This window comes from Vibrio sp. SCP2 (assembly GCF_059295395.1).
On sequence record NZ_JCAFVV010000006.1, the window covers coordinates 184,302 to 205,487 of the forward strand.

General features: G+C 45.6%; 36 protein-coding genes. 30 read left to right on the plus strand and 6 right to left on the minus strand.

The genetic code is table 11. The features are described from left to right. Window positions 1-8: 8 nt before the first annotated feature. From rplD to AC5O63_RS17015, 27 genes are all read left to right on the plus strand, one after another. Window positions 9-611, plus strand: coding sequence for a 50S ribosomal protein L4 (gene rplD, locus AC5O63_RS16885; protein WP_004745875.1), 603 nt, complete (start codon window positions 9-11; stop codon window positions 609-611). Further along, window positions 608-910, plus strand: a complete 303-nt coding sequence (gene rplW / locus AC5O63_RS16890) for a 50S ribosomal protein L23 (protein ID WP_004398471.1) — start codon at window positions 608-610, stop codon at window positions 908-910. Before rplD ends, rplW begins: the two co-directional genes overlap by 4 nt. Before the next feature lie 15 nt (window positions 911-925). After that, the gene (gene rplB / locus AC5O63_RS16895; RefSeq protein ID WP_004410474.1) at window positions 926-1,750 is read left to right on the plus strand and encodes a 50S ribosomal protein L2; all 825 of its coding nucleotides are present in this window, start codon (window positions 926-928) and stop codon (window positions 1,748-1,750) included. A 21-nt stretch (window positions 1,751-1,771) separates the two neighbouring features. After that, a complete protein-coding gene (rpsS, locus tag AC5O63_RS16900; RefSeq protein WP_004745876.1) occupies window positions 1,772-2,050 on the plus strand; it encodes a 30S ribosomal protein S19 in 279 nt (92 codons plus the stop codon). Between the two features lie 10 nt (window positions 2,051-2,060). After that, window positions 2,061-2,393 carry a 50S ribosomal protein L22 gene (rplV, locus tag AC5O63_RS16905; RefSeq protein WP_004745877.1) on the plus strand — a complete coding sequence of 111 codons (333 nt, stop codon included), beginning with the start codon at window positions 2,061-2,063 and terminating at the stop codon, window positions 2,391-2,393. Window positions 2,394-2,412: 19 nt separating this feature from the next. Continuing rightward, complete coding sequence (gene rpsC / locus AC5O63_RS16910; protein ID WP_004745879.1) at window positions 2,413-3,111, plus strand: 30S ribosomal protein S3; 699 nt, start codon at window positions 2,413-2,415, stop codon at window positions 3,109-3,111. An 11-nt stretch (window positions 3,112-3,122) separates the two neighbouring features. Then, window positions 3,123-3,533 (plus strand): 50S ribosomal protein L16, encoded by a 411-nt coding sequence (gene rplP, locus AC5O63_RS16915; protein ID WP_004410459.1) that lies wholly within the window; start codon window positions 3,123-3,125, stop codon window positions 3,531-3,533. After that, a complete protein-coding gene (rpmC, locus tag AC5O63_RS16920; protein ID WP_004410456.1) occupies window positions 3,533-3,724 on the plus strand; it encodes a 50S ribosomal protein L29 in 192 nt (63 codons plus the stop codon). Before rplP ends, rpmC begins: the two co-directional genes overlap by 1 nt. Continuing rightward, window positions 3,724-3,978, plus strand: coding sequence for a 30S ribosomal protein S17 (rpsQ, locus tag AC5O63_RS16925; RefSeq protein ID WP_004745881.1), 255 nt, complete (start codon window positions 3,724-3,726; stop codon window positions 3,976-3,978). Before rpmC ends, rpsQ begins: the two co-directional genes overlap by 1 nt. Window positions 3,979-4,143: 165 nt before the next feature. Next, on the plus strand, window positions 4,144-4,515 hold the full coding sequence (gene rplN, locus AC5O63_RS16930) for a 50S ribosomal protein L14 (protein WP_004745883.1): 372 nt from the start codon (window positions 4,144-4,146) through the stop codon (window positions 4,513-4,515). Between the two features lie 13 nt (window positions 4,516-4,528). Beyond that, on the plus strand, window positions 4,529-4,846 hold the full coding sequence (rplX, locus tag AC5O63_RS16935) for a 50S ribosomal protein L24 (RefSeq protein WP_004745885.1): 318 nt from the start codon (window positions 4,529-4,531) through the stop codon (window positions 4,844-4,846). A 23-nt stretch (window positions 4,847-4,869) separates the two neighbouring features. Then, window positions 4,870-5,409, plus strand: coding sequence for a 50S ribosomal protein L5 (rplE, locus tag AC5O63_RS16940; protein ID WP_004745887.1), 540 nt, complete (start codon window positions 4,870-4,872; stop codon window positions 5,407-5,409). A 17-nt stretch (window positions 5,410-5,426) separates the two neighbouring features. Beyond that, complete coding sequence (gene rpsN / locus AC5O63_RS16945) at window positions 5,427-5,732, plus strand: 30S ribosomal protein S14 (RefSeq protein WP_004745888.1); 306 nt, start codon at window positions 5,427-5,429, stop codon at window positions 5,730-5,732. 29 nt (window positions 5,733-5,761) lie between these two features. Then, a complete protein-coding gene (gene rpsH, locus AC5O63_RS16950) occupies window positions 5,762-6,154 on the plus strand; it encodes a 30S ribosomal protein S8 (protein ID WP_004745890.1) in 393 nt (130 codons plus the stop codon). 12 nt (window positions 6,155-6,166) lie between these two features. Continuing rightward, window positions 6,167-6,700, plus strand: coding sequence for a 50S ribosomal protein L6 (gene rplF / locus AC5O63_RS16955; protein ID WP_004745892.1), 534 nt, complete (start codon window positions 6,167-6,169; stop codon window positions 6,698-6,700). 9 nt (window positions 6,701-6,709) lie between these two features. After that, a complete protein-coding gene (rplR, locus tag AC5O63_RS16960) occupies window positions 6,710-7,063 on the plus strand; it encodes a 50S ribosomal protein L18 (protein ID WP_004745893.1) in 354 nt (117 codons plus the stop codon). Between the two features lie 14 nt (window positions 7,064-7,077). After that, window positions 7,078-7,581 carry a 30S ribosomal protein S5 gene (gene rpsE / locus AC5O63_RS16965; protein WP_004745894.1) on the plus strand — a complete coding sequence of 168 codons (504 nt, stop codon included), beginning with the start codon at window positions 7,078-7,080 and terminating at the stop codon, window positions 7,579-7,581. 7 nt (window positions 7,582-7,588) lie between these two features. Then, window positions 7,589-7,765, plus strand: a complete 177-nt coding sequence (gene rpmD, locus AC5O63_RS16970) for a 50S ribosomal protein L30 (RefSeq protein WP_004410429.1) — start codon at window positions 7,589-7,591, stop codon at window positions 7,763-7,765. Between the two features lie 5 nt (window positions 7,766-7,770). Continuing rightward, on the plus strand, window positions 7,771-8,205 hold the full coding sequence (gene rplO, locus AC5O63_RS16975) for a 50S ribosomal protein L15 (RefSeq protein ID WP_004745896.1): 435 nt from the start codon (window positions 7,771-7,773) through the stop codon (window positions 8,203-8,205). A 20-nt stretch (window positions 8,206-8,225) separates the two neighbouring features. Then, on the plus strand, window positions 8,226-9,560 hold the full coding sequence (gene secY / locus AC5O63_RS16980) for a preprotein translocase subunit SecY (protein WP_171323656.1): 1,335 nt from the start codon (window positions 8,226-8,228) through the stop codon (window positions 9,558-9,560). Window positions 9,561-9,599: 39 nt separating this feature from the next. Next, complete coding sequence (gene rpmJ / locus AC5O63_RS16985; RefSeq protein ID WP_000868186.1) at window positions 9,600-9,713, plus strand: 50S ribosomal protein L36; 114 nt, start codon at window positions 9,600-9,602, stop codon at window positions 9,711-9,713. A gap of 147 nt (window positions 9,714-9,860) precedes the next feature. After that, window positions 9,861-10,217, plus strand: coding sequence for a 30S ribosomal protein S13 (rpsM, locus tag AC5O63_RS16990; protein ID WP_004410414.1), 357 nt, complete (start codon window positions 9,861-9,863; stop codon window positions 10,215-10,217). Window positions 10,218-10,235: 18 nt separating this feature from the next. Beyond that, window positions 10,236-10,625: a 30S ribosomal protein S11 gene (gene rpsK / locus AC5O63_RS16995; RefSeq protein WP_001118870.1), complete on the plus strand. Its 390-nt coding sequence runs from the start codon at window positions 10,236-10,238 to the stop codon at window positions 10,623-10,625. Window positions 10,626-10,652: 27 nt separating this feature from the next. After that, window positions 10,653-11,273, plus strand: coding sequence for a 30S ribosomal protein S4 (gene rpsD / locus AC5O63_RS17000; protein WP_006878395.1), 621 nt, complete (start codon window positions 10,653-10,655; stop codon window positions 11,271-11,273). A 24-nt stretch (window positions 11,274-11,297) separates the two neighbouring features. After that, entirely contained in the window at window positions 11,298-12,290 is a 993-nt protein-coding gene (locus AC5O63_RS17005; protein ID WP_004410407.1) for a DNA-directed RNA polymerase subunit alpha, read from the plus strand. A 25-nt stretch (window positions 12,291-12,315) separates the two neighbouring features. After that, window positions 12,316-12,696, plus strand: a complete 381-nt coding sequence (gene rplQ, locus AC5O63_RS17010; RefSeq protein WP_004410405.1) for a 50S ribosomal protein L17 — start codon at window positions 12,316-12,318, stop codon at window positions 12,694-12,696. A 217-nt stretch (window positions 12,697-12,913) separates the two neighbouring features. After that, window positions 12,914-13,066: a hypothetical protein gene (locus tag AC5O63_RS17015; protein ID WP_494505690.1), complete on the plus strand. Its 153-nt coding sequence runs from the start codon at window positions 12,914-12,916 to the stop codon at window positions 13,064-13,066. Here AC5O63_RS17015 and AC5O63_RS17020 read toward each other — a convergent pair. Both AC5O63_RS17020 and bamJ read right to left on the minus strand, forming a co-directional pair. Beyond that, window positions 13,046-13,543: a DUF2780 domain-containing protein gene (locus tag AC5O63_RS17020; RefSeq protein ID WP_171323654.1), complete on the minus strand. Its 498-nt coding sequence runs from the start codon at window positions 13,541-13,543 to the stop codon at window positions 13,046-13,048. The two genes, AC5O63_RS17015 and AC5O63_RS17020, sit on opposite strands and share 21 nt — an antisense overlap. A 109-nt stretch (window positions 13,544-13,652) precedes the next feature. Beyond that, window positions 13,653-14,273, minus strand: coding sequence for a BamJ family beta-barrel-assembly machinery protein (gene bamJ, locus AC5O63_RS17025; protein WP_069667843.1), 621 nt, complete (start codon window positions 14,271-14,273; stop codon window positions 13,653-13,655). A 228-nt stretch (window positions 14,274-14,501) separates the two neighbouring features. Here bamJ and AC5O63_RS17030 point away from each other — a divergent pair, with 228 nt between their 5' ends. Beyond that, entirely contained in the window at window positions 14,502-15,074 is a 573-nt protein-coding gene (locus AC5O63_RS17030; protein ID WP_004748313.1) for a LysM-like peptidoglycan-binding domain-containing protein, read from the plus strand. Here AC5O63_RS17030 and AC5O63_RS17035 read toward each other — a convergent pair. From AC5O63_RS17035 to cpdB, 4 genes are all read right to left on the minus strand, one after another. Further along, complete coding sequence (locus AC5O63_RS17035; protein ID WP_494505691.1) at window positions 15,020-15,928, minus strand: DMT family transporter; 909 nt, start codon at window positions 15,926-15,928, stop codon at window positions 15,020-15,022. The two genes, AC5O63_RS17030 and AC5O63_RS17035, sit on opposite strands and share 55 nt — an antisense overlap. Window positions 15,929-15,930: 2 nt before the next feature. Further along, a complete protein-coding gene (locus tag AC5O63_RS17040) occupies window positions 15,931-16,383 on the minus strand; it encodes a GNAT family N-acetyltransferase (RefSeq protein WP_494505692.1) in 453 nt (150 codons plus the stop codon). A 70-nt stretch (window positions 16,384-16,453) separates the two neighbouring features. Continuing rightward, window positions 16,454-17,017 carry a Crp/Fnr family transcriptional regulator gene (locus tag AC5O63_RS17045; protein WP_239855663.1) on the minus strand — a complete coding sequence of 188 codons (564 nt, stop codon included), beginning with the start codon at window positions 17,015-17,017 and terminating at the stop codon, window positions 16,454-16,456. A 106-nt stretch (window positions 17,018-17,123) separates the two neighbouring features. Next, window positions 17,124-19,085 carry a 2',3'-cyclic-nucleotide 2'-phosphodiesterase gene (gene cpdB, locus AC5O63_RS17050; protein ID WP_494505693.1) on the minus strand — a complete coding sequence of 654 codons (1,962 nt, stop codon included), beginning with the start codon at window positions 19,083-19,085 and terminating at the stop codon, window positions 17,124-17,126. A 263-nt stretch (window positions 19,086-19,348) separates the two neighbouring features. Here cpdB and cobA point away from each other — a divergent pair, with 263 nt between their 5' ends. Together cobA and cysD are read left to right on the plus strand one after the other, a co-directional pair. Further along, window positions 19,349-20,218: a uroporphyrinogen-III C-methyltransferase gene (cobA, locus tag AC5O63_RS17055; RefSeq protein ID WP_494505694.1), complete on the plus strand. Its 870-nt coding sequence runs from the start codon at window positions 19,349-19,351 to the stop codon at window positions 20,216-20,218. Window positions 20,219-20,274: 56 nt separating this feature from the next. Next, the gene (gene cysD / locus AC5O63_RS17060) at window positions 20,275-21,183 is read left to right on the plus strand and encodes a sulfate adenylyltransferase subunit CysD (protein WP_494505695.1); all 909 of its coding nucleotides are present in this window, start codon (window positions 20,275-20,277) and stop codon (window positions 21,181-21,183) included. Window positions 21,184-21,186: the final 3 nt, after the last annotated feature.

Genomic DNA, 21,186 nt, shown 5'->3' on the forward strand with positions numbered 1-21,186 from the left:
AGTAAGTAATGGAACTAATGGTTAAAGGTGCTGATGCACTAACTGTTTCCGAAACTACTTTCGGACGTGAGTTTAACGAAGCTCTTGTACACCAAGTAGTTGTTGCATACGCAGCAGGTGCTCGTCAAGGTACTCGTGCTCAGAAAACACGTTCAGAAGTTTCTGGCGGTGGCGCTAAGCCATGGCGTCAAAAAGGTACTGGCCGTGCACGTGCTGGTACAATCCGTAGCCCAATCTGGCGTACAGGTGGTGTTACTTTTGCTGCGAAACCACAAGATCACAGCCAAAAAGTAAACAAAAAAATGTACCGTGGTGCTATGAAGAGCATTCTTTCTGAGCTTGTTCGTCAAGAGCGTCTAATCGTTGTTGATAACTTCTCAGTAGAAGCACCAAAGACTAAAGAACTAGTTGCTAAGCTTAAAGAGCTTGAGCTAACTGACGCTTTAATCGTGACTAGCGAAGTAGATGAGAACCTATTCTTAGCTGCTCGTAACCTATACAAAGTTGACGCTCGTGACGTTGCTGGTATTGACCCAGTTTCTCTAATCGCGTTCGACAAAGTTGTAATTACTGCTGACGCAGTTAAACAAGTAGAGGAGATGCTAGCATGATCACTGAAGAGCGTATCCTAAAAGTTCTACGTGCACCGCACATCTCTGAAAAAGCAACTATGGCAGCTGAGAAAGCGAACACTATCGTTTTCAAAGTAGCTAAAGATGCAACTAAAAAAGAGATCAAAGCAGCTGTAGAAAAGCTATTTGAAGTTGAAGTTAAGTCTGTAAATACTCTTATCACTAAGGGTAAGACCAAACGTCAAGGTCTACGCCAAGGTCGCCGCAGCGACGTTAAGAAAGCGTACGTTACTTTGAAAGAAGGTCAAGATCTTGACTTCGTTGGCGGCGCGGAATAACAGGAGTAGTTAAGAATGGCTATTGTTAAATGTAAGCCGACTTCCCCTGGTCGTCGTCACGTTGTTAAAGTTGTTAACGCTGACCTACACAAGGGCAAGCCATACGCACCTCTTCTAGAGAAAAACTCTAAGAACGGTGGTCGTAACAACAACGGTCGTATCACAGTACGTCACATCGGCGGTGGTCACAAGCACCACTACCGTGTAATTGACTTCAAACGTACTAAAGACGGTATCCCAGCGAAAGTTGAGCGTCTTGAATATGATCCAAACCGTAGCGCTAACATCGCTCTAGTTCTGTACGCAGACGGTGAGCGTCGTTACATCCTAGCACCTAAAGGTGTTAACGCAGGTGATGCTATCCAGTCTGGTGTTGATGCACCAATCAAAGCTGGTAACACTCTACCAATGCGTAACATCCCAGTAGGTTCAACTGTACACAACGTTGAACTTAAGCCTGGTAAAGGTGGTCAGCTAGCTCGTTCGGCTGGTGCATATGCTCAAATCGTTGCTCGCGACGGTGCATACGTAACTATCCGTCTACGTTCTGGCGAAATGCGCAAAGTACTTTCTGAAGGCCGTGCAACAATCGGTGAAGTTGGTAACTCTGAGCACATGCTACGTGAACTTGGTAAAGCTGGTGCTAACCGCTGGCGCGGTGTTCGTCCTACCGTTCGCGGTGTGGTAATGAACCCAGTAGACCACCCACACGGTGGTGGTGAAGGTCGTACTTCTGGTGGCCGTCACCCAGTTTCACCATGGGGTCAGCCAACTAAAGGCTTCAAGACTCGTAAGAACAAACGCACTGACAAGTACATCGTACGTCGTCGTAACAAGTAATCTATATAAAGAGGAATCGCCATGCCACGTTCTCTCAAGAAAGGTCCATTTATTGACCTACACTTGCTGAAGAAGGTAGAGAAAGCGGTGGAAAGCGGAGACAAAAAGCCTATTAAGACTTGGTCCCGTCGTTCAATGATCATCCCTACGATGATCGGTTTGACCATCGCTGTCCATAATGGTCGTCAGCACGTACCAGTATTCGTAACCGAAGAAATGATCGGTCACAAACTGGGCGAATTCGCACCAACACGTACTTACCGCGGCCATGTCGTGGATAAGAAAGCTAAGAAGCGTTAAGGAGTAGATGATGGAAGCATTAGCTAAACATAACTTTGCTCGCATTTCGCCTCAGAAAGCTCGCTTAGTTGCGGATCAAATTCGTGGAAAATCTGTAGACCAGGCTCTAGAAATTCTAACGTTCAGCAACAAAAAAGCTGCTGATCTAATCAAGAAAGTTCTTGAGTCAGCTATCGCTAACGCGGAGCACAATGAAGGCGCAGATATTGACGATCTAAATGTCGCAAAAATCTTCGTAGATGAAGGCCCTATCATGAAGCGTATTATGCCTCGTGCTAAAGGTCGTGCGGATCGTATCTTGAAGCGTTCAAGCCACATCACTGTTGTTGTAGCAGATCGCTAAGAGACTAGGAGAGTAAGCAATGGGTCAAAAAGTACATCCTAATGGTATTCGTCTAGGCATCGTTAAGCCTTGGAATGCTACATGGTTTGCTAACACCAAAGATTTCGCTGACAACCTAGACGGCGACTTCAAGGTACGTCAGTTCCTTACAAGTGAACTGAAAAAAGCATCTCTTTCACGCATCGTTATCGAGCGTCCAGCTAAGAGCATCCGTGTGACTATTCACACTGCTCGTCCTGGCGTTGTAATCGGTAAGAAAGGTGAAGACGTAGAAAAACTACGCACAGCTGTAGCTAAAATTGCAGGTGTACCAGCGCAAATCAACATCGCTGAAGTACGTAAGCCTGAACTTGATGCACAGCTTGTAGGTGATAGCATCGCGTCTCAGCTAGAGCGTCGTGTTATGTTCCGTCGTGCTATGAAGCGCGCGGTACAAAACGCTATGCGTCTAGGCGCTAAAGGTATCAAAGTAGAAGTAAGCGGTCGTCTAGGCGGCGCTGAAATTGCACGTTCTGAGTGGTATCGTGAAGGCCGTGTGCCTCTACACACTCTACGTGCTGACATTGATTACGCAACTTCTTCGGCTCACACTCAATACGGTGTGATCGGCATTAAAGTTTGGATCTTCAAAGGTGAGATTCTAGGCGGTATGCCAGCAGCTAACGCTGTAGAGCCTAAAGGCGACAAGCCTAAGAAGCAGCGTAAAGGCCGTAAGTAAGGAGTCGACAGATGCTACAACCTAAACGTACTAAGTTCCGTAAGGTTCAGACTGGTCGTAACCGTGGTCTAGCTAAAGGTACTGATGTAAGCTTCGGCGAATTCGGTCTTAAAGCTACTGGCCGTGGTCGTCTAACTGCTCGTCAAATCGAAGCGGCACGTCGTGCAATGACACGTCACGTTAAGCGTCAAGGTAAAATCTGGATCCGTGTGTTCCCAGACAAACCTATCACAGAAAAACCACTTGAAGTTCGTCAAGGTAAGGGTAAAGGTAACGTTGAGTACTGGGTAGCCCAAATCCAACCTGGTAAGGTTATGTACGAAATGGGTGGTGTACCTGAAGAATTGGCTCGTGAAGCGTTCCGCCTAGCGGCTCGTAAACTGCCATTCAAAACTACGTTTGTAACTAAGCAGGTGATGTGATGAAAGCACAAGATCTACGCGAAAAAAGCGTTGAAGAGCTTAACGCTGAGCTTTTGAATTTGCTACGTGAACAGTTCAACTTGCGCATGCAAGCTGCTACTGGTCAACTACAGCAAACTCATACTCTGAAAGCTGTACGTCGTGATATCGCACGTGTGAAAACCGTATTGACTGAGAAGGCAGGCGCATAATGAGCGACAAAATTCGTACTTCATTTGGTCGTGTAGTTAGCAACAAAGGCGATAAGTCTATCACTGTTGCTATCGAGCGCATGGTTAAACACCCAATTTACGGCAAGTTCGTAAAGCGCACGACTAAAGTTCACGCACATGACGAGAACAACGAGTGTGGCCTAGGCGATACTGTTGAAATTCGTGAGTGTCGTCCACTGTCTAAGACTAAGTCTTGGACTTTGGTAAAAGTTGTAGAAAAAGCGAAAGGCTAATCCCTTAGCTAGTTCTATGATATTAAACGGCTCCAAAATTATTTTGGGGCCGTTTATTTTTTGACTACCCAATCACAAAAAAGGGTGGTACAATTCGCGTCCCTTTTAAAGAGGCAGCCCGACCCGTGATGGGTCTAGTTATTAATATTTAGCGGAGCACTAACAATGATCCAAATGCAAAGTACACTTGACGCAGCTGATAACTCTGGCGCGCGCAAGGTAATGTGTATTAAGGTCCTGGGTGGCTCACACCGCCGTTATGCACATATCGGTGACGTTATCAAAGTTACTGTGAAGGAAGCAATTCCTCGCGGTAAAGTTAAAAAAGGTGACGTTCTGAAGGCGGTTGTTGTGCGCACTCGCAAAGGCGTTCGTCGTCCAGACGGTTCTGTCATTCGCTTCGACCGTAATGCTTGTGTGTTGTTGAACGACAATACTGAGCAACCAATCGGTACACGTATCTTTGGCCCTGTGACGCGTGAACTTCGTGGCGATAAGTTCATGAAGATCGTTTCACTGGCTCCAGAAGTTCTGTAAGGAGCACGTAGAAATGGCAGCTAAAATCCGTCGTAATGACGAAGTAATCGTTCTTGCTGGTAAAGACAAAGGCAAGAAAGGTAAAGTAACTAAGGTTCTAGCAACTGGTAAAGTTATCGTTGAAGGTATCAACCTTGTTAAGAAGCACCAAAAGCCGGTTCCGGCTCTAGGTCAACAAGGTGGCATCGTTGAACAAGAAGCAGCTATTGATGCTTCTAACGTTGCAATCTTTAACGCAGCTACTGGTAAAGCTGACCGTATCGGTTTCCGTTTTGAAGATGGTAAGAAAGTTCGTTTCTTTAAATCTAACAACGAAATCGTTTCTAACTAATAGAAGTAATTTGGAGTTCTACTATGGCGAAACTGCATGATTACTACAAGTCGTCTGTAGTCGCTGAACTGACCAAACAGTTTAGCTACACAAGCGTCATGCAAGTCCCTAGAATCGAGAAAATCACCCTAAACATGGGTGTTGGTGAAGCAATCAACGATAAGAAACTGCTAGAAAACGCAGCTGCTGATATGGCAACGATCTCTGGTCAAAAGCCACTTATCACTAAAGCACGTAAATCTGTTGCAGGTTTCAAAATCCGCGAAGGCTACCCTATCGGTTGTAAAGTAACCTTGCGTGGCGAACGTATGTGGGATTTTCTTGAGCGTTTAATTAACATCGCTCTTCCACGTGTACGTGACTTCCGTGGCGTTAGCGCTAAGTCTTTTGACGGACGCGGTAACTACAGCATGGGCGTTCGCGAGCAAATCATCTTCCCGGAAATCGACTTTGATAAAGTTGATCGAGTACGCGGTCTAGACATCACTATTACGACGTCTGCTGGTACTGATGAGGAAGGCCGTGCTCTGCTGGCTGCCTTTAACTTCCCATTCCGTAAGTAAGGTGAAGGGTTACTGTTATGGCTAAAAATTCAATGAAAGCACGTGAAGCAAAACGTGCGAAGCTAGTAGCTAAGTTCGCTGAAAAGCGTTCTGCGCTCAAAGCTATCATCAGCGATGTAAACGCATCTGAAGAAGATCGTTGGAACGCAGTTCTTAAATTGCAATCTCTTCCACGTGATTCAAGTGCATCACGTCAGCGCAACCGTTGTAACCAAACTGGTCGTCCACACGGTTACCTACGTAAGTTCGGTCTAAGCCGTATCAAAGTTCGTGAAGCTTGCATGAAAGGCGAGATTCCTGGACTTCGTAAGGCTAGCTGGTAATTGCCACTTAATCATTTGGAGTAAATCATATGAGCATGCAAGATCCGATTTCGGATATGCTGACCCGCGTTCGTAACGGTCAGGCAGCAAACAAAGTTGCTGTTAAAATGCCTTCTTCAAAGCTTAAAGTTGCAATTGCTGCACTACTAAAAGCTGAAGGTTACATCACTGATTTCGCTGTAGAAGGCGAAGCTAAACCTGAGCTAGAAGTAACTCTTAAGTACTTCCAAGCTAAACCAGTAATCGAGCAACTTAAACGTGTTTCTCGTCCAGGTCTACGTGTTTACAAGAAGAAAGATCAACTTCCTTCTGTAATGGGTGGTCTTGGTGTTGCTATCGTTTCAACTTCCAAGGGTCTGATGTCAGACCGTGCTGCACGTAAAGCAGGTCTTGGCGGTGAAATCATCTGCTACGTAGCTTAATAGGAGTAGACTATGTCTCGTGTTGCTAAAGCACCTGTCGCTATTCCAGCTGGCGTAGAGGTGAAACTAAACGGCCAAGAAATCACTGTAAAAGGTGCTAAAGGCGAACTATCTCGCGTTCTTAACGCTGCGGTAGTTGTTGCTCAGGAAGAAAACAATCTTACTTTCGGTCCACGCGAAGGTGTTGCTAACGCATGGGCACAAGCAGGTACTGCTCGCGCTCTAGTTAACAACATGGTTGTTGGCGTTACTGAAGGCTTTACTAAGAAGCTAACCCTTAAGGGTGTTGGTTACCGTGCTGCTATCAAGGGCAACGCTGTAGGCCTAACTCTTGGCTTCTCTCACCCAGTTGAGCATGAATTGCCAGCGGGTATTAAAGCTGAGTGTCCAAGCCAAACTGAAATCGTGATCACTGGTTGTGACAAACAACTTGTTGGTCAGGTTGCGGCTGACATTCGTTCTTACCGTGAGCCTGAGCCTTATAAAGGCAAAGGTGTTCGTTACGCAGATGAAAATGTGCGTACTAAAGAAGCTAAGAAGAAGTAAGGTAACACTATGGATAAGAAAGCATCTCGCATCCGTCGTGCTACACGCGCACGTCGTAAGATTGCAGAACTGGGTGCAACTCGCCTAGTAGTACACCGTACTCCTCGTCACGTGTACGCTCAGGTTATCGCATCAAACGGCTCTGAGGTTATCGCAGCAGCTTCTACTGTAGAAAAAGCGATCCGTGAGCAAGTTAAGAACACTGGTAACATCGATGCAGCTAAAGCAGTAGGTAAAGCTGTTGCTGAGCGCGCTCTTGAAAAAGGCGTTGAGTCAGTTGCATTTGATCGTTCTGGTTTCCAATACCACGGTCGAGTGGCGGCGCTAGCAGAATCTGCTCGCGAAGCTGGTCTGAAATTCTAAGGTAGGGTTGGAAGATGGCTAAAGAACAACAAGTTCAAGCGAATGATTTGCAAGAAAAGCTAATCGCAGTTAACCGTGTATCTAAGACGGTTAAAGGCGGTCGAATCATGAGCTTTACTGCACTAACAGTAGTTGGTGACGGTAACGGTCGTGTAGGTTTCGGTTACGGCAAAGCCCGTGAAGTACCTGCAGCGATCCAGAAAGCAATGGAAAAAGCGCGTCGTAACATGACTACGATCGCTCTAAACGAAGGCACTCTTCACCACCCGGTGAAAGGTCGTCATTCGGGCTCTAAAGTTTACATGCAGCCTGCTGCTGAAGGTACTGGTGTTATCGCAGGTGGTGCGATGCGTGCAGTACTAGAAGTTGCTGGTGTACACAACGTACTATCTAAAGCATACGGTTCTACGAACCCTATCAACATCGTTCGTGCAACGATCGATGCACTAGGTAGCATGAAGTCGCCAGAAATGGTTGCTGCTAAACGTGGTCTAACTGTTGAATCTATTTCGGAGTAAGAACACCATGGCAACTATTAAAGTAACTCAAACTAAAAGCTCAATTGGTCGTCTACCTAAGCACAAAGCGTGTCTTAAAGGTCTAGGCCTTCGTAAAATCAACCACACAGTAGAACTTGAAGATACTCCGTGCGTACGCGGTATGATCAACAAGGTTTACTACATGGTTAAAGTTGAGGAGTAATCAGAATGCGTTTGAATACTCTATCACCAGCTGCTGGTGCTAAGACTGCTGCAAAGCGCGTTGGTCGTGGTATCGGTTCTGGCCTAGGTAAGACTGGTGGCCGTGGTCACAAAGGTCAAAAGTCACGTTCTGGCGGTTCAGTTCGTCCAGGTTTTGAAGGCGGTCAGATGCCTCTAAAACAACGTCTACCAAAATTCGGTTTCACTTCTCGTAAGAGCCTAGTGTCTGCTGAAGTTCGTCTAGCTGAGCTAGCGAAAGTAACTGGTGACGTAGTAGATCTAAACAGCCTTAAAGCTGCTAACGTTATCACTAAGAACATCGAATTTGTAAAAGTTGTTCTATCTGGTGAGCTTAACAAAGCAGTGACTGTAAAAGGTCTACGTGTGACTAAAGGCGCTAAAGCTGCAATCGAAGCTGCAGGCGGTAAAATCGAGGAATAATCTCGAGGAACGAGGTACAGATGGCTAAGAAACCAGGACAAGATTTTCGTAGTGCTCAGAGCGGCTTAAGTGAACTAAAGTCGCGCTTGTTATTCGTAGTGGGTGCACTTTTAGTATTCCGAGCCGGCTCTTTTGTGCCGATTCCTGGTATTGACGCTGCTGTACTTGCCGAATTGTTCGAACAGCAAAAAGGTACCATCGTAGAAATGTTTAACATGTTCTCCGGTGGTGCTCTTGAGCGTGCATCTATATTAGCGTTGGGCATCATGCCGTATATTTCGGCATCGATTGTTGTCCAACTGCTAACTGTAGTTCATCCAGCGTTAGCTGAACTCAAAAAAGAGGGTGAAGCAGGCCGTCGTAAGATCAGCCAATATACACGCTACGGCACGCTTGTACTTGCAACATTCCAAGCTATTGGTATTGCAACAGGCTTACCAAACATGGTCGATAATCTGGTTGTTATCAACCAAACCATGTTTACGCTAATTGCTACCGTAAGTTTAGTAACCGGCACCATGTTCCTAATGTGGTTAGGTGAACAAATTACAGAGCGCGGAATCGGTAACGGCATTTCGTTACTAATCTTTGCAGGTATTGTTGCTGGATTGCCTTCTGCAATCGGTCAAACAATCGAGCAAGCGCGTCAAGGTGAATTGCATGTACTTCTTCTGCTGTTGATTGGTGTACTTGCTTTTGCAGTTATTTACTTCGTTGTTTTCATGGAGCGTGGTCAGCGTCGAATCGTTGTTAACTACGCGAAGCGTCAACAAGGTCGTAAAGTATTTGCTGCGCAAAGCACTCACTTGCCACTTAAAATTAATATGGCAGGTGTTATTCCAGCAATCTTCGCATCGAGCATTATCCTGTTCCCAGGAACATTGGCTCAGTGGTTTGGTCAGAATGGTGAGAGCAGCGCGTTCGGTTGGTTAACTGACGTGTCTTTGGCTCTTAGCCCAGGTCAGCCTCTGTATGTAATGCTATATGCAGCAGCAATTATTTTCTTCTGTTTCTTCTACACGGCGTTGGTTTTCAACCCGCGTGAAACAGCAGATAACTTGAAGAAGTCCGGTGCATTCGTACCCGGCATCCGCCCAGGTGAGCAGACAGCTAAGTATATTGATAAAGTAATGACGCGTTTAACCTTAGCAGGTGCGTTATACATTACCTTTATCTGTCTGATTCCGGAGTTCATGATGGTCGCGTGGAACGTACGTTTCTACTTCGGCGGTACATCTCTACTAATCGTAGTGGTTGTTATCATGGACTTTATGGCACAGGTACAGACTCATCTGATGTCTCAACAGTATGATTCTGTGTTGAAGAAAGCAAATCTGAAAGGCTATGGCCGTTAATTCGGCGGTAGACTCAGATTTCATTTACGGAGTTTAGCAATGAAAGTTCGTGCTTCCGTTAAAAAAATCTGCCGTAACTGTAAAGTTATCAAGCGTAACGGTGTCGTTCGCGTGATTTGCAGTGAGCCAAAGCACAAGCAACGCCAAGGCTAATTAGCAGAAATTTTTACTTGTAATATAAGGTAGTGTCGAGTATATTCCTCGGCCTACCTTTTGCGTGCAAAAGAAGTAGTATTCCGCAGCGTATCCATAACGGGCTTTGCTGCGGCTAATTCTTTTATGAAACACTAGGAGTGAATAATGGCCCGTATAGCAGGCATTAACATTCCTGATCAAAAACATGCTGTGATTGCACTAACGTCAATCTACGGCATCGGTAAGACTCGCTCTCAAGCTATCCTAGCTGAAGTGGGTATTGCTGAAGATGTTAAGATCAGTGAACTATCTGAAGAGCAGATCGATCAACTGCGTGATGGTGTAGCTAAATACACTGTAGAGGGTGATCTACGTCGTGAAGTATCAATGAACATCAAGCGTCTTATGGACCTTGGCTGTTACCGTGGTCTTCGTCATCGTCGCAGTCTACCACTACGTGGACAGCGTACTAAAACCAATGCTCGCACCCGTAAGGGTCCGCGTAAGCCGATCAAGAAATAATCGGGAAGGTAGAGTACAATGGCTAAACAACCAACTCGCGCGCGTAAACGCGTTCGCAAACAAGTTGCAGACGGTGTTGCGCACATCCATGCTTCTTTCAACAACACAATCGTAACCATCACTGACCGTCAAGGTAATGCTCTTGCATGGGCAACTGCAGGTGGTTCAGGTTTCCGTGGTTCTCGTAAGTCTACTCCGTTCGCTGCACAGGTTGCTGCTGAGCGTTGTGCTGAAATGGCTAAAGAATACGGTCTAAAGAACTTGGAAGTTATGGTTAAGGGTCCAGGTCCAGGTCGTGAATCTACTGTTCGCGCACTGAACGCTGCTGGTTTCCGCATCACAAACATCGTTGATGCTACACCAATCCCTCATAACGGTTGTCGTCCACCTAAGAAACGTCGCGTATAACGTTTTTTAGATTACTGGAGAAAGATCATGGCAAGATATTTGGGTCCTAAGCTGAAGCTTAGCCGTCGCGAAGGTACTGACTTATTCCTTAAGTCTGGTGTACGCGCGATCGATACCAAGTGTAAAATTGATAACGCACCAGGTGTACACGGCGCTCGTCGCGGTCGTCTATCTGAGTATGGCGTTCAGCTTCGTGAGAAGCAAAAAGTTCGTCGTATGTACGGCGTTCTAGAAAAACAATTCCGTAACTACTACAAAGAAGCTGCTCGCCTAAAAGGCAACACTGGTGAAAACCTACTTCAGCTTCTTGAAGGTCGTCTTGATAACGTAGTTTACCGCATGGGCTTTGGCGCAACTCGCGCAGAAGCACGTCAGCTAGTTAGCCACAAAGCTATCCTAGTTAACGGTAAAGTTGTAAACATTCCTTCTTTCAAAGTTGCGGCTAACGACGTTGTTTCTATCCGCGAGAAAGCTAAACAGCAATCTCGTATCAAGGCTGCTCTAGAAGTTGCTGAACAACGTGAAAAACCAACTTGGATTGAAGTAGATGGTGGTAAGATGGAAGGTACGTTCAAGCGTTTGCCTGAGCGTTCAGATCTATCTGCTGACATCAACGAACAATTGATCGTCGAGCTTTACTCTAAGTAAGGTTTAAACTAAAGAGAGGACACAATGCAGGGTTCTGTAACAGAATTTCTTAAGCCACGTCTTGTTGACATCGAACAGGTTAGCACGACTCACGCAAAAGTAACTCTTGAGCCATTAGAGCGTGGTTTTGGCCATACTCTTGGTAATGCACTTCGCCGTATTCTTCTATCTTCTATGCCAGGTTGTGCTGTAACAGAAGTAGAAATCGAAGGCGTACTTCATGAGTACAGCACTAAAGAAGGCGTTCAAGAAGATATTCTTGAAATCCTACTTAACCTTAAAGGTTTAGCTGTACGTGTTGCCGAAGGCAAAGATGAAGTGTTCATTACTTTGAACAAATCAGGCTCGGGCCCTGTGGTTGCAGGTGACATCACCCATGATGGTGATGTAGAGATCGCTAACCCTGAACACGTTATTTGTCACCTAACAGATGACAACGCTGAGATCGCAATGCGCATCAAAGTTGAACGTGGTCGTGGTTATGTTCCAGCTTCGGCTCGTATCCATACTGAAGAAGATGAGCGTCCAATTGGTCGCCTACTGGTTGACGCTACGTACAGCCCAGTAGACAAGATTGCTTACTCTGTTGAAGCAGCTCGTGTAGAGCAGCGTACAGACTTAGACAAGCTTGTTATCGATATGGAAACGAACGGTACTCTAGACCCTGAGGAAGCAATCCGTCGTGCAGCTACTATCCTAGCTGAGCAATTGGATGCGTTCGTAGATCTACGTGATGTACGTGTACCTGAGGAGAAGGAAGAGAAGCCAGAATTCGATCCGATCCTACTGCGTCCTGTAGACGATCTTGAACTAACAGTTCGCTCTGCTAACTGTCTGAAAGCAGAAGCGATTCACTACATCGGTGATCTTGTACAGCGTACTGAGGTTGAGCTACTTAAAACGCCTAACCTGGGTAAAAAATCTCTTACAGAGATCAAAGACGTACTTGCATCACGTGGTCTTTCTCTTGGCATGCGCCTAGAAAACTGGCCACCAGCGTCTATCGCTGAAGATTAATCGATAAAGTTAGAAGGATTAGGTCATGCGCCATCGTAAGAGTGGTCGTCAACTCAACCGCAACAGCTCACATCGTAAAGCGATGTTTAGCAACATGGCTAGCTCTCTAGTACGTCATGAAGTTATCAAGACTACACTGCCAAAAGCAAAAGAGCTACGTCGCGTAGTTGAGCCTTTGATTACACTAGCTAAGACTGACAGCGTTGCTAACCGTCGTCTAGCATTTGCACGTACTCGTGACAACGAAGTAGTTGCAAAACTATTTAACGAACTAGGTCCACGTTTTGCTGCTCGTCAGGGCGGTTACACTCGTATCCTAAAAGCTGGTTTCCGTACTGGTGATAAAGCTCCAATGGCTTACATTGAGCTTGTAGATCGCCCAGCTGCTGAAGAAGCTGCTGAGTAATCAGGTTCGTAAGAACGAAAAAGCCGAGCATTAGCTCGGCTTTTTTGCGTCTGGAGATCAGGAACGGACTTCGTCCTATGGAACGCTGCGCTCTAGAATCGAGAACGGGCTTCGCCCTCCGAGATGTGTTCGCGGTCAGCGAGTCAAAAATGGTAGGCAGTGATATTTCTTTTAAGGACTAGTTTTTTTGAATACAAAAGGAAAGAGTTGACACTAAGTGCCAACCCCTCAAAATTTTCTCGCTTCTCGCTTCTCGCTTCTCGCTTCTCGCTTCTCGCTTCTCGCTTCTCGCTTCTCGCTTCTCGCTTCTCGCTTCTCGCTTCTCGCTTCTCGCTTCTCGCTTCTCGCTTTACTGCCAGATTGTACCTAAGCTACCCAACAACCCGCTACTTGCACCTTGGCTTTGGAGTGCACTTAGGATGATAGGAGTGAAGGTTGAGATTAGAGACGGGTCCATTCCTAATGCAGAAAAAGCGCTCTTAACGGATTCGTTGTTTGCAATCATGGTGCTTAAACCACTCGATTGCAGAGAGTCAAAACCAGGAATAAGGCTTGCCATCTCACTGGTTTCGCTGCTACTTAACGAGTTTTGCGCCAAGGCTAACATTGAGCCCAATCCGCCTATTGCTTGTTCAGAAGAAACATTGGCGTTGCTTTGCAGGGCTGAAACTAAATCTGTCTCTGCTGCACCTTGTGAAGACCAAGCCTGAACCGCTCCCATTAAAGCGGCATTGGCAATTGTGCTGTAATTGTTTTCAGTCGTACTTGCCTGACCATCGCTTGAAGTACTTTGGCATCCTATTAAAGCAAGACTTGCTAAAGTCGCTACTGCTAATTTCTTGTACATTGTCTCTCCTTGTTTCAATAGTACCTATACGCGTTGTTTTGATAAGTATCATACATAAAAAACGGCGACACAATGGTCGCCGTTATACATGCTTAAATTTCTTAAGAAATTAAAGGATGTCTAGAAGTTCTACTTCAAATACTAGAGCAGCAAATGGAGGGATAGCAGCACCTGCGCCACGCTCACCGTATGCTAGGTCTTGTGGGATGTATAGTTTCCACTTAGAACCTACAGGCATTAGTTGAAGTGCTTCAACCCAACCTTTGATTACGCCAGTTACTGGGAACTCAGCAGGTTGACCGCGAGATACAGAGCTGTCGAAAACAGTGCCGTCAGTTAGCTCACCGTGGTAGTGCACACGAACTTGCTTGTCAGAAGTTGGGATTTCGCCAGTACCTTCAGTGATGATTTCGTACTGTAGACCAGACTCAAGAACAGTCACTTCTGAACGTAGAGCGTTGTCTTTTAGGAACGCTTCACCGTCTGCTGCTGCTACTTTAGCTGCTTCTTGACGTGCTGCTTCAACGCGAGTGTGTAGCTCTTGTAGTGCGTTGTTGATCTCGTCGATTTCGATAGCTGGTTGCTCACCAACTAGTGCAGTTGCGATACCAGCAGCGATAGCGTCAACGTTTAGACCTTCAAGACCAGAACCAGCAAGTTGCTGACCCATTTGTAGACCGATACCGTAGCTAGCTTTCTGCTCTACAGTCTCAAATTTAACTTCAGACATGTTGTCTCTCTTTATATGGTGTATAAAGGGTAAAGGATACCAGTTATAGCTTTGTTATGAAACGGTCGAGCCTAGATAGTCTTTCGCCACGTTGTGCGATTAAGATCGACTTTTAACGACATTTTATCGAAATTTAACTGGGCTATTACCTTCAATGCTTAAAAATCCTATACTCATAAGCGCTTGGTTTTTATACTTGTAGCGAAGGCCGTTTGGAGACAAGGTGCGATGAATCGCAGAAAGAAAAAGAAACAGCAGCAGGTGGATTACGTTGAACTGGCAAAAGCCAAGCTCAACCAGATTGATTGGCAACAGATTAAGCAGACTATTCTAGATAAATGGAACTTGTTACCTAGGCTGCATCAACGTGCACTTATGGTGATTACTCCTTTGCTATTGGTGTTACTTGTTATCCCAATCCCTGAGGCTCAAACCGAAACAGAGCCGGCAGTTTCTTCTAACACTCAACGTGTCGAAGTGGATATCAATACCCGCAGCCTGAGTGAGCAAAAAAGCGCAGAGCAGGATTCACTCGTTTCTAAAGCTTGGAATGAGTATGAAGTTAAAAGTGGTGATACCTTAGCTCAAGTTTTTCGTAGTAACGGCTTAGCCATGGCTGACCTTAATGCCTTGGTAAAGGTCGAGGGTTCGGATAAGCCTTTGAGTAGAATTAAAAAAGGTCAGCTCGTGCGATTTAAACTAGCCGAAAACGGCCAGCTTGATATCTTACAGCTTGAAAAAAGTAATCAGTCCGTTATGTTCTTCCGACTGTCAGATGGCGGATTTGGTCGCAGTAAGTAATTGACTCTAAATAGTTTCAACACCGCTTTCCATGGCATTAGGGGGAGGATAATCATCACTATCCCTAATGCTGTTAGCCAATCTGGCACTTCATCAAACCATATCACACCAAACAGCGCGACAAACACTAGCCCAGAATTTTCGGCCACTGCGATTGAGCTGGCTGGCGAGCGTTGGTAGGCCATCACCGCAAAACCATTGTAGGTCAGAATCAAGGCGGCACTGGTTAAGATTAGCAGTAAGTGGTTATTCGATATCGGCTGCCAGTAAAGCAGTGCCAGTATACCTGATACTGGCAGTGACAGGACTGATGTCCAAAACAGAGTACTGACGACCGTTTGCTGGCTAGGTAGCTTTCGTGCGCTTATGTTAAACAGGGCAAGAGTGAAGGTTGTTCCGAGTGCAAATAGCGCAGCCCAATGGAACTCGGATGGCCTCAGCACCACCATTACTCCAGCAAAGCCAAAAATGGTTGCCGCGCTACGTTGAAGTGTCGGTTTCTCTCCCAGTAACACAATCGCTAGCGGCAGCATGAGTAGGGGGGCTGCGTAGAAAACAGCATTTGCTGTCGCCAAGGTTAAGTGGGTGATAGCGACAACCATGCATCCACTACCAATTAAGATCAGATGCGCTCTGACCAAATTTAACTTGGGGCTGTACATCTTTCTTTGTGGCTGGGATTGTTTCCACCATAAAGGGAAAATAACCACAGCGGAAAGCAATTGGCGAATGAAGATGTACTGAAAGGTTGATACCTCACCATCAAGCAGCTTCACAGCGACATCGGAAAGAGAAGCTGCGAAGTTGCCAATCACTAGCAGTAGGATAGCTAGGTAGGTTGCAGAGAGAGCCAAGGCTACTTTTCCAATTTCATATCAATATGTGGGATGTCATCTTCTAAGTACATAGCGGATGTTTGAACAAAACCGTGTTGTTGATAAAACGAGGCTAAGTGTTCTTGTGCGCCAATTTCAATCGACTCACTGGGCCATAATGATTCACAATCTGCCAAGGCTTGTTGCAGTAGTTTATGACCTAAACCACCACCTCTATGACTTTCCTTAGTGGCAACACGACCAATACTCACTGACGGATAACTGATTCCTTTAGGTAACAAACGTGCGCAAGCTATTAGCTCATCGTCTTGATAACCGAGTAGGTGAAAAACGCCCAACTGGTGGTCTTTATCATCCAGCTCGGGGTAAGGACAAGTTTGCTCGACGACGAAGACATCGACTCGAAGTTTTAGCAGTGTATACAGTTGCTCTGTAGTGAGGTCAGAAAAAGGTTTGAGTTGCCAAGTAATCATTGTTTATCTGTCTTGCTGTTGTTGATATCGCCAATGTAGCAAGACAGCTTTCAATGGGCATTAACAATTGTTAACTTTGGCTGCGCTTTTTAATTCGGCTTAGGCTAATTGGAGTAATCCCAAGATAGGCTGCGATCTGATAATCGTTGAGGCGTTCAAGTAAGTTAGGGTAATGCTGGCAGAACAGTTCATAACGCTCTTCCGGGCTGTAGAGCAACATAAAGCGTTCTTTGTTTTCTTTATACATCAGCTGAGTTTCAAGCAGCTTGAGGTAAATACCGTGTTTTTGCTCGCGCCATACCCTTAAGGTCTCAATAGGTAATGAGAGTAAGGTGCACTGGGTCAAAGACTCAAGCAAGTAAGGGGAGGGTTGTTGATTAACCAAACTTTCAAATCCGATGATCCAATCATTCTCCCAATAGAACTCTTTACTGAACTCTTTGCCTTTATCGGTTAGATACGCCGAGTGGCACATTCCATCTAACAAAAAGAAAATCTCTTCAGCGACTTCCCCTTGATGCAACAGAATATGGCGTGTAGGCAGTTCAATCAATTGCGCTGATTGGGTGAGTTGTTCTATTTCAGGTTGCGTGAATCCGTTTTGTGACAGTTGCTGATGGAAAGCGTCAAACATAGTGGCAAAAATCTTACGTAGATGAAGAGCGGTCATTTTAAGATAAACGTTAACCAATAAAAAAGCCGCAATTTTTATTGCGGCTTTCAGTTAGTTCAATGAAGTGTTACTTCTGTAGGTCGATTTGGTACACACCAAAGCCAACATCATCCGTTGCGACACGTTTCATTGGGTACTGACCTTTCTCTTCAATGAATTTCGCTGCTTTTTCACTTGGTGATGTTTCAAAGCGAATATCAAGTTTGTTGTCTGACTTGATTGGAGCAAATGACCAGTTGTTGTCAGCGCTTGGCGTTACTTCACCTTTCTCTTGGCTTACACGAGTGATGTACGCTGCGATAACTGAACGGTTTTCATCTGGCGAATCAAATGCGACAAACTCTGCGCCTGTTCCTGGGAACTTGTTGCTGTATGCACGGTAGTTGTTGGTTGCGATGATGAAATCTTGCTTCATATCGATTGGCTTACCTTGGTAAGTCAGGCCAACAATACGCTCGGCACCTTGGTTAACGACTTTACAGTTACCGTCGTATTTCGCTGGTTGAGTAACGTCGATTTGGTAGTTTACACCGTCGATAACATCGAAGTTGTAAGTACGGAAGCCGTCCCAGTCGATAAGTTGCTGTGGTGCAGTGCTGTTGACGTCGATTTGCTTAAACTGTCCAGCAGTACATTCTAGCCACTCTTTGACTTCTTTACCGGTTACCTTCATCGCTACTAGCGTGTTCGGGTACAGGTATAGGTCTGCTGCGTTACGGAAGGTTAGCTGTCCAGATTCAACTTCTGTGAAGTTTGCAGGGTCATTTTTACGACCACCGGCTTTAAATGGCGCTGCTGCAGAAAGTACTGGAATATCTGAGAGATCTGGGTCGCCCTGAATGAAGCGCTCGACGTAATCTTTTTGCGCTAGGTTGACGATTTGAACCGTTGGATCATCCTGAACGAGAGCTAAGAAGCTGTACATGACGTCATTCGCTTTACCAATCGGTTGGTTAACGAAATCGCGAGTACCTTTGTGGTCAGCTTCAAGCGCTTTGACCATCTCTTTATCTGCTTCAGCCAGTGACTTCTTGTTTACTTTATCGAAGATTGGGCGCGCTTCTGATTGGCCATTAACCACAACCCATTTGCCATCTTTCTCTTTAAGTTCTAGATCGATTACACCAACATGGCTACCCCAGCGGCCTGGCATGACTGAGGCTACGCCATTGATAGTGCCTTTTTGGTTATCAACACCTTGAATATTGTCGAAGCCTTTACCCGGGAATACCGCATGCGAGTGACCAAATGCAATTGCGTCAATGCCTTCAACTTCAGCCAAGTAGTATGTAGAGTTTTCAGCGCCATGTTTGTATGGGTCTGCTGCTACACCAGAGTGAGGAATCGCAACGATAACGTCGGCACCCTCTTTTTTCATCTGTGGAACAAGCTCTTCTGCTGTTTCCTTGATGTCTTTAGCGAACACCTTACCTTCTAGGTTCTTCTTATCCCAAACCATGATCTGTGGTGGAACAAATCCGATGTAACCTACTTTGATTTCATGCTCAACACCGTCAACATCTTTGAATTTGTGAGACTTAATGATGTATGGCTTAAAGTAGTGCGCACCGGTTTTTTGATCAAATACGTTAGCGCTGATGTAAGGGAAGTCTGCATCGTTGATGGTTTCAGCTAGGAACTCAAGGCCGTAGTTGAATTCATGGTTACCAATGTTGCCCACATCGTAGTCTAGTTGGTTCATCGCTTTGTACACTGGGTGTACTTCACCAACTTTGATGCCTTTAGCTGCCATGTAGTCACCCATAGGGCTACCTTGGATTAAGTCACCGTTATCAACCAAGACACTGTTCTCAACTTCAGCGCGAGCCTGTTTTACTAAAGTAGCAGCACGAGTCAGACCAATCTTTTGCGATGGCTTATCTTTGTAGTAGTCATAATCCATGACGTTAGTGTGAATATCAGTTGTTTCGACAATACGAAGTTTGATCGTATCTGCCATTGCTGGGCCTGCCATGGTTAACATGCCACCCAGTACAGCAAGAGATAGGGGTTTCACTGCTACTTTCATTTTTTGATGCTCCGATAGCGTTTAGTAAGACGCTGCATAATGTAACAAAATGAAATGAAACAATGATTTCATTGAAAGACAAAGTGTGATGTTGAGCAATTACTTTATAGCGTTCTGCTGAGAATCTCTCAAAACCGAACAAAGCTTGAACAATCTTAAAATATTCGCTTATCAGAAATTGATATAAAAAATGAAATTTTAGAATTTCAGGTAATATAACTAGAGCGCCATAATGCCTTCATAGATTAGGTAAGGGTGACATTATGGCGAGCAAGGATAAGATTTCTCAATTTCCTCTGAGCAATCAGCACGCACAGCGTAGTAAGCAAGCAGATCTCAATACAGTGGGTCAGAGTCTGCTCGGTAAAGGTGAAGTTGCACTCGTTGGCGCAGGTCCGGGTGATGTCGAACTTCTGACCTTGAAAGCGCTGCGTTTCCTTCAGCAAGCTGATGTTGTGCTTTATGACTACCTAGTATCGGATGACATCATCTCTTTGGTGCCAAGCGATACCATCTTAGTGTGTGTCGGTAAACGTGCCGGTCACCACAGTGTTCCTCAAGAAAAAACCAATCAACTACTACTCGACTTCGCGCTGCAAGGCCACCGAGTGGTACGCATAAAAGGTGGCGATCCGTTTATCTTTGGCCGTGGTGGAGAAGAGCTTGAAGTCCTTGCTGATGCAGGTGTCTCTTTCCATGTCGTGCCAGGTATCACAGCCGCAGCTGGCGCAACCGCTTATGCGGGCATTCCCCTCACACACCGCAACTATGCTCAGTCAGCAATGTTTATCACCGGTCATTTAAAAGCAGAAAGTGATCAGATGGATTGGTCGACGTTAGCGCGCGGTAATCAGACTCTAGTGATCTACATGGGTTTGATGAAGTCGGAATACATCCAAAGCCAACTGATTGAACATGGTCGACAGCCAGAAACACCCATCGCGATTATTGAGCGCGGTACGCACAGTAAACAGAAAGTATTTAAAGGTCAGCTCAATGAGCTTGCTGGTCTCGCAAAAGACGCTCAGTCACCTTCGCTTATCGTCGTTGGTGAAGTGGTGGCATTGTCCGAAAAGCTTGCGTGGTTTGAACCTCAAGCCGAACACGTCACGGCCCAGCGTCAGTCAGCCTAACGCCATTTTAACTAGATTAGCCATCGGCTCAATGAGCCATAAAGGAAGCAATTAACATGGATCAAGAACGTTTAACCCATCTTAAGCAGCTTGAAGCGGAGAGTATTCACATCATTCGTGAAGTTGCCGCTGAGTTCGATAACCCAGTGATGATGTATTCAATTGGTAAAGACTCATCGGTCATGCTGCATCTGGCACGTAAAGCTTTTTACCCAGGTAAAATTCCTTTCCCGCTACTTCATGTCGATACCGACTGGAAGTTTAAGGAAATGATTAAGTTCCGTGACCGTACTGCTGAGAAATACGGCTTTGAGCTTTTGGTTCATAAGAACCCAGAAGGTCTTGCGATGGGATGTAGCCCATTCACACATGGCTCATCTAAGCATACTGACATCATGAAAACTCAAGGTCTTAAGCAAGCTTTGAACAAGTATGGTTTTGATGCGGCTTTTGGTGGCGCGCGTCGTGATGAAGAGAAATCTCGTGCGAAAGAGCGTGTTTACTCTTTCCGTGACAAGAACCATACGTGGGATCCAAAGAATCAGCGTCCTGAGTTATGGCGTACTTTCAACGGCCAAATCAATAAAGGTGAGAGCATTCGTGTCTTCCCACTTTCAAACTGGACTGAGCTAGATATCTGGCAATACATCTACCTAGAGAACATCGAGATTGTGCCACTTTACCTAGCCGATAAGCGACCAGTTGTTGAACGTGATGGCATGCTAATCATGGTTGACGATGACCGTATGGAGCTTCAACCAGGTGAAAAAATCGAAGAGAAAAGCGTTCGCTTCAGAACACTTGGTTGTTACCCACTGACTGGCGCGATTGAGTCTGAAGCCAATACGCTCACAGGCATTATTGAAGAGATGTTGGTTGCGACATCCAGTGAACGACAAGGCAGAGCGATCGACCACGATCAGTCTGGATCGATGGAACTTAAGAAACGCCAAGGTTACTTCTAAGGA

Excerpts from the sequence above, each read along its gene's own strand:
- cpdB (WP_494505693.1), bottom strand. The coding sequence starts at position 19,085 with ATGAAAGTAGCAGTGAAACCCCTATCTCTTGCTGTACTGGGTGGCATG.
- AC5O63_RS17005 (WP_004410407.1), top strand. The coding sequence starts at position 11,298 with ATGCAGGGTTCTGTAACAGAATTTCTTAAGCCACGTCTTGTTGACATC.
- rplN (WP_004745883.1), top strand. The coding sequence starts at position 4,144 with ATGATCCAAATGCAAAGTACACTTGACGCAGCTGATAACTCTGGCGCG.
- rpsQ (WP_004745881.1), top strand. The coding sequence starts at position 3,724 with ATGAGCGACAAAATTCGTACTTCATTTGGTCGTGTAGTTAGCAACAAA.
- rpsH (WP_004745890.1), top strand. The coding sequence starts at position 5,762 with ATGAGCATGCAAGATCCGATTTCGGATATGCTGACCCGCGTTCGTAAC.
- AC5O63_RS17030 (WP_004748313.1), top strand. The coding sequence starts at position 14,502 with ATGAATCGCAGAAAGAAAAAGAAACAGCAGCAGGTGGATTACGTTGAA.
- cobA (WP_494505694.1), top strand. The coding sequence starts at position 19,349 with ATGGCGAGCAAGGATAAGATTTCTCAATTTCCTCTGAGCAATCAGCAC.
- rplW (WP_004398471.1), top strand. The coding sequence starts at position 608 with ATGATCACTGAAGAGCGTATCCTAAAAGTTCTACGTGCACCGCACATC.
- cysD (WP_494505695.1), top strand. The coding sequence starts at position 20,275 with ATGGATCAAGAACGTTTAACCCATCTTAAGCAGCTTGAAGCGGAGAGT.
- rplO (WP_004745896.1), top strand. The coding sequence starts at position 7,771 with ATGCGTTTGAATACTCTATCACCAGCTGCTGGTGCTAAGACTGCTGCA.
- rpmD (WP_004410429.1), top strand. The coding sequence starts at position 7,589 with ATGGCAACTATTAAAGTAACTCAAACTAAAAGCTCAATTGGTCGTCTA.
- rplF (WP_004745892.1), top strand. The coding sequence starts at position 6,167 with ATGTCTCGTGTTGCTAAAGCACCTGTCGCTATTCCAGCTGGCGTAGAG.
- rplB (WP_004410474.1), top strand. The coding sequence starts at position 926 with ATGGCTATTGTTAAATGTAAGCCGACTTCCCCTGGTCGTCGTCACGTT.
- rplP (WP_004410459.1), top strand. The coding sequence starts at position 3,123 with ATGCTACAACCTAAACGTACTAAGTTCCGTAAGGTTCAGACTGGTCGT.
- secY (WP_171323656.1), top strand. The coding sequence starts at position 8,226 with ATGGCTAAGAAACCAGGACAAGATTTTCGTAGTGCTCAGAGCGGCTTA.
- AC5O63_RS17040 (WP_494505692.1), bottom strand. The coding sequence starts at position 16,383 with ATGATTACTTGGCAACTCAAACCTTTTTCTGACCTCACTACAGAGCAA.
- rplQ (WP_004410405.1), top strand. The coding sequence starts at position 12,316 with ATGCGCCATCGTAAGAGTGGTCGTCAACTCAACCGCAACAGCTCACAT.
- rpmC (WP_004410456.1), top strand. The coding sequence starts at position 3,533 with ATGAAAGCACAAGATCTACGCGAAAAAAGCGTTGAAGAGCTTAACGCT.
- rplE (WP_004745887.1), top strand. The coding sequence starts at position 4,870 with ATGGCGAAACTGCATGATTACTACAAGTCGTCTGTAGTCGCTGAACTG.
- rplR (WP_004745893.1), top strand. The coding sequence starts at position 6,710 with ATGGATAAGAAAGCATCTCGCATCCGTCGTGCTACACGCGCACGTCGT.
- rpsC (WP_004745879.1), top strand. The coding sequence starts at position 2,413 with ATGGGTCAAAAAGTACATCCTAATGGTATTCGTCTAGGCATCGTTAAG.
- rpsE (WP_004745894.1), top strand. The coding sequence starts at position 7,078 with ATGGCTAAAGAACAACAAGTTCAAGCGAATGATTTGCAAGAAAAGCTA.
- rplV (WP_004745877.1), top strand. The coding sequence starts at position 2,061 with ATGGAAGCATTAGCTAAACATAACTTTGCTCGCATTTCGCCTCAGAAA.
- rpsD (WP_006878395.1), top strand. The coding sequence starts at position 10,653 with ATGGCAAGATATTTGGGTCCTAAGCTGAAGCTTAGCCGTCGCGAAGGT.
- rplD (WP_004745875.1), top strand. The coding sequence starts at position 9 with ATGGAACTAATGGTTAAAGGTGCTGATGCACTAACTGTTTCCGAAACT.
- AC5O63_RS17020 (WP_171323654.1), bottom strand. The coding sequence starts at position 13,543 with ATGTACAAGAAATTAGCAGTAGCGACTTTAGCAAGTCTTGCTTTAATA.
- rpsK (WP_001118870.1), top strand. The coding sequence starts at position 10,236 with ATGGCTAAACAACCAACTCGCGCGCGTAAACGCGTTCGCAAACAAGTT.
- bamJ (WP_069667843.1), bottom strand. The coding sequence starts at position 14,273 with ATGTCTGAAGTTAAATTTGAGACTGTAGAGCAGAAAGCTAGCTACGGT.
- rplX (WP_004745885.1), top strand. The coding sequence starts at position 4,529 with ATGGCAGCTAAAATCCGTCGTAATGACGAAGTAATCGTTCTTGCTGGT.
- AC5O63_RS17045 (WP_239855663.1), bottom strand. The coding sequence starts at position 17,017 with ATGTTTGACGCTTTCCATCAGCAACTGTCACAAAACGGATTCACGCAA.
- rpmJ (WP_000868186.1), top strand. The coding sequence starts at position 9,600 with ATGAAAGTTCGTGCTTCCGTTAAAAAAATCTGCCGTAACTGTAAAGTT.
- rpsS (WP_004745876.1), top strand. The coding sequence starts at position 1,772 with ATGCCACGTTCTCTCAAGAAAGGTCCATTTATTGACCTACACTTGCTG.
- rpsM (WP_004410414.1), top strand. The coding sequence starts at position 9,861 with ATGGCCCGTATAGCAGGCATTAACATTCCTGATCAAAAACATGCTGTG.
- rpsN (WP_004745888.1), top strand. The coding sequence starts at position 5,427 with ATGGCTAAAAATTCAATGAAAGCACGTGAAGCAAAACGTGCGAAGCTA.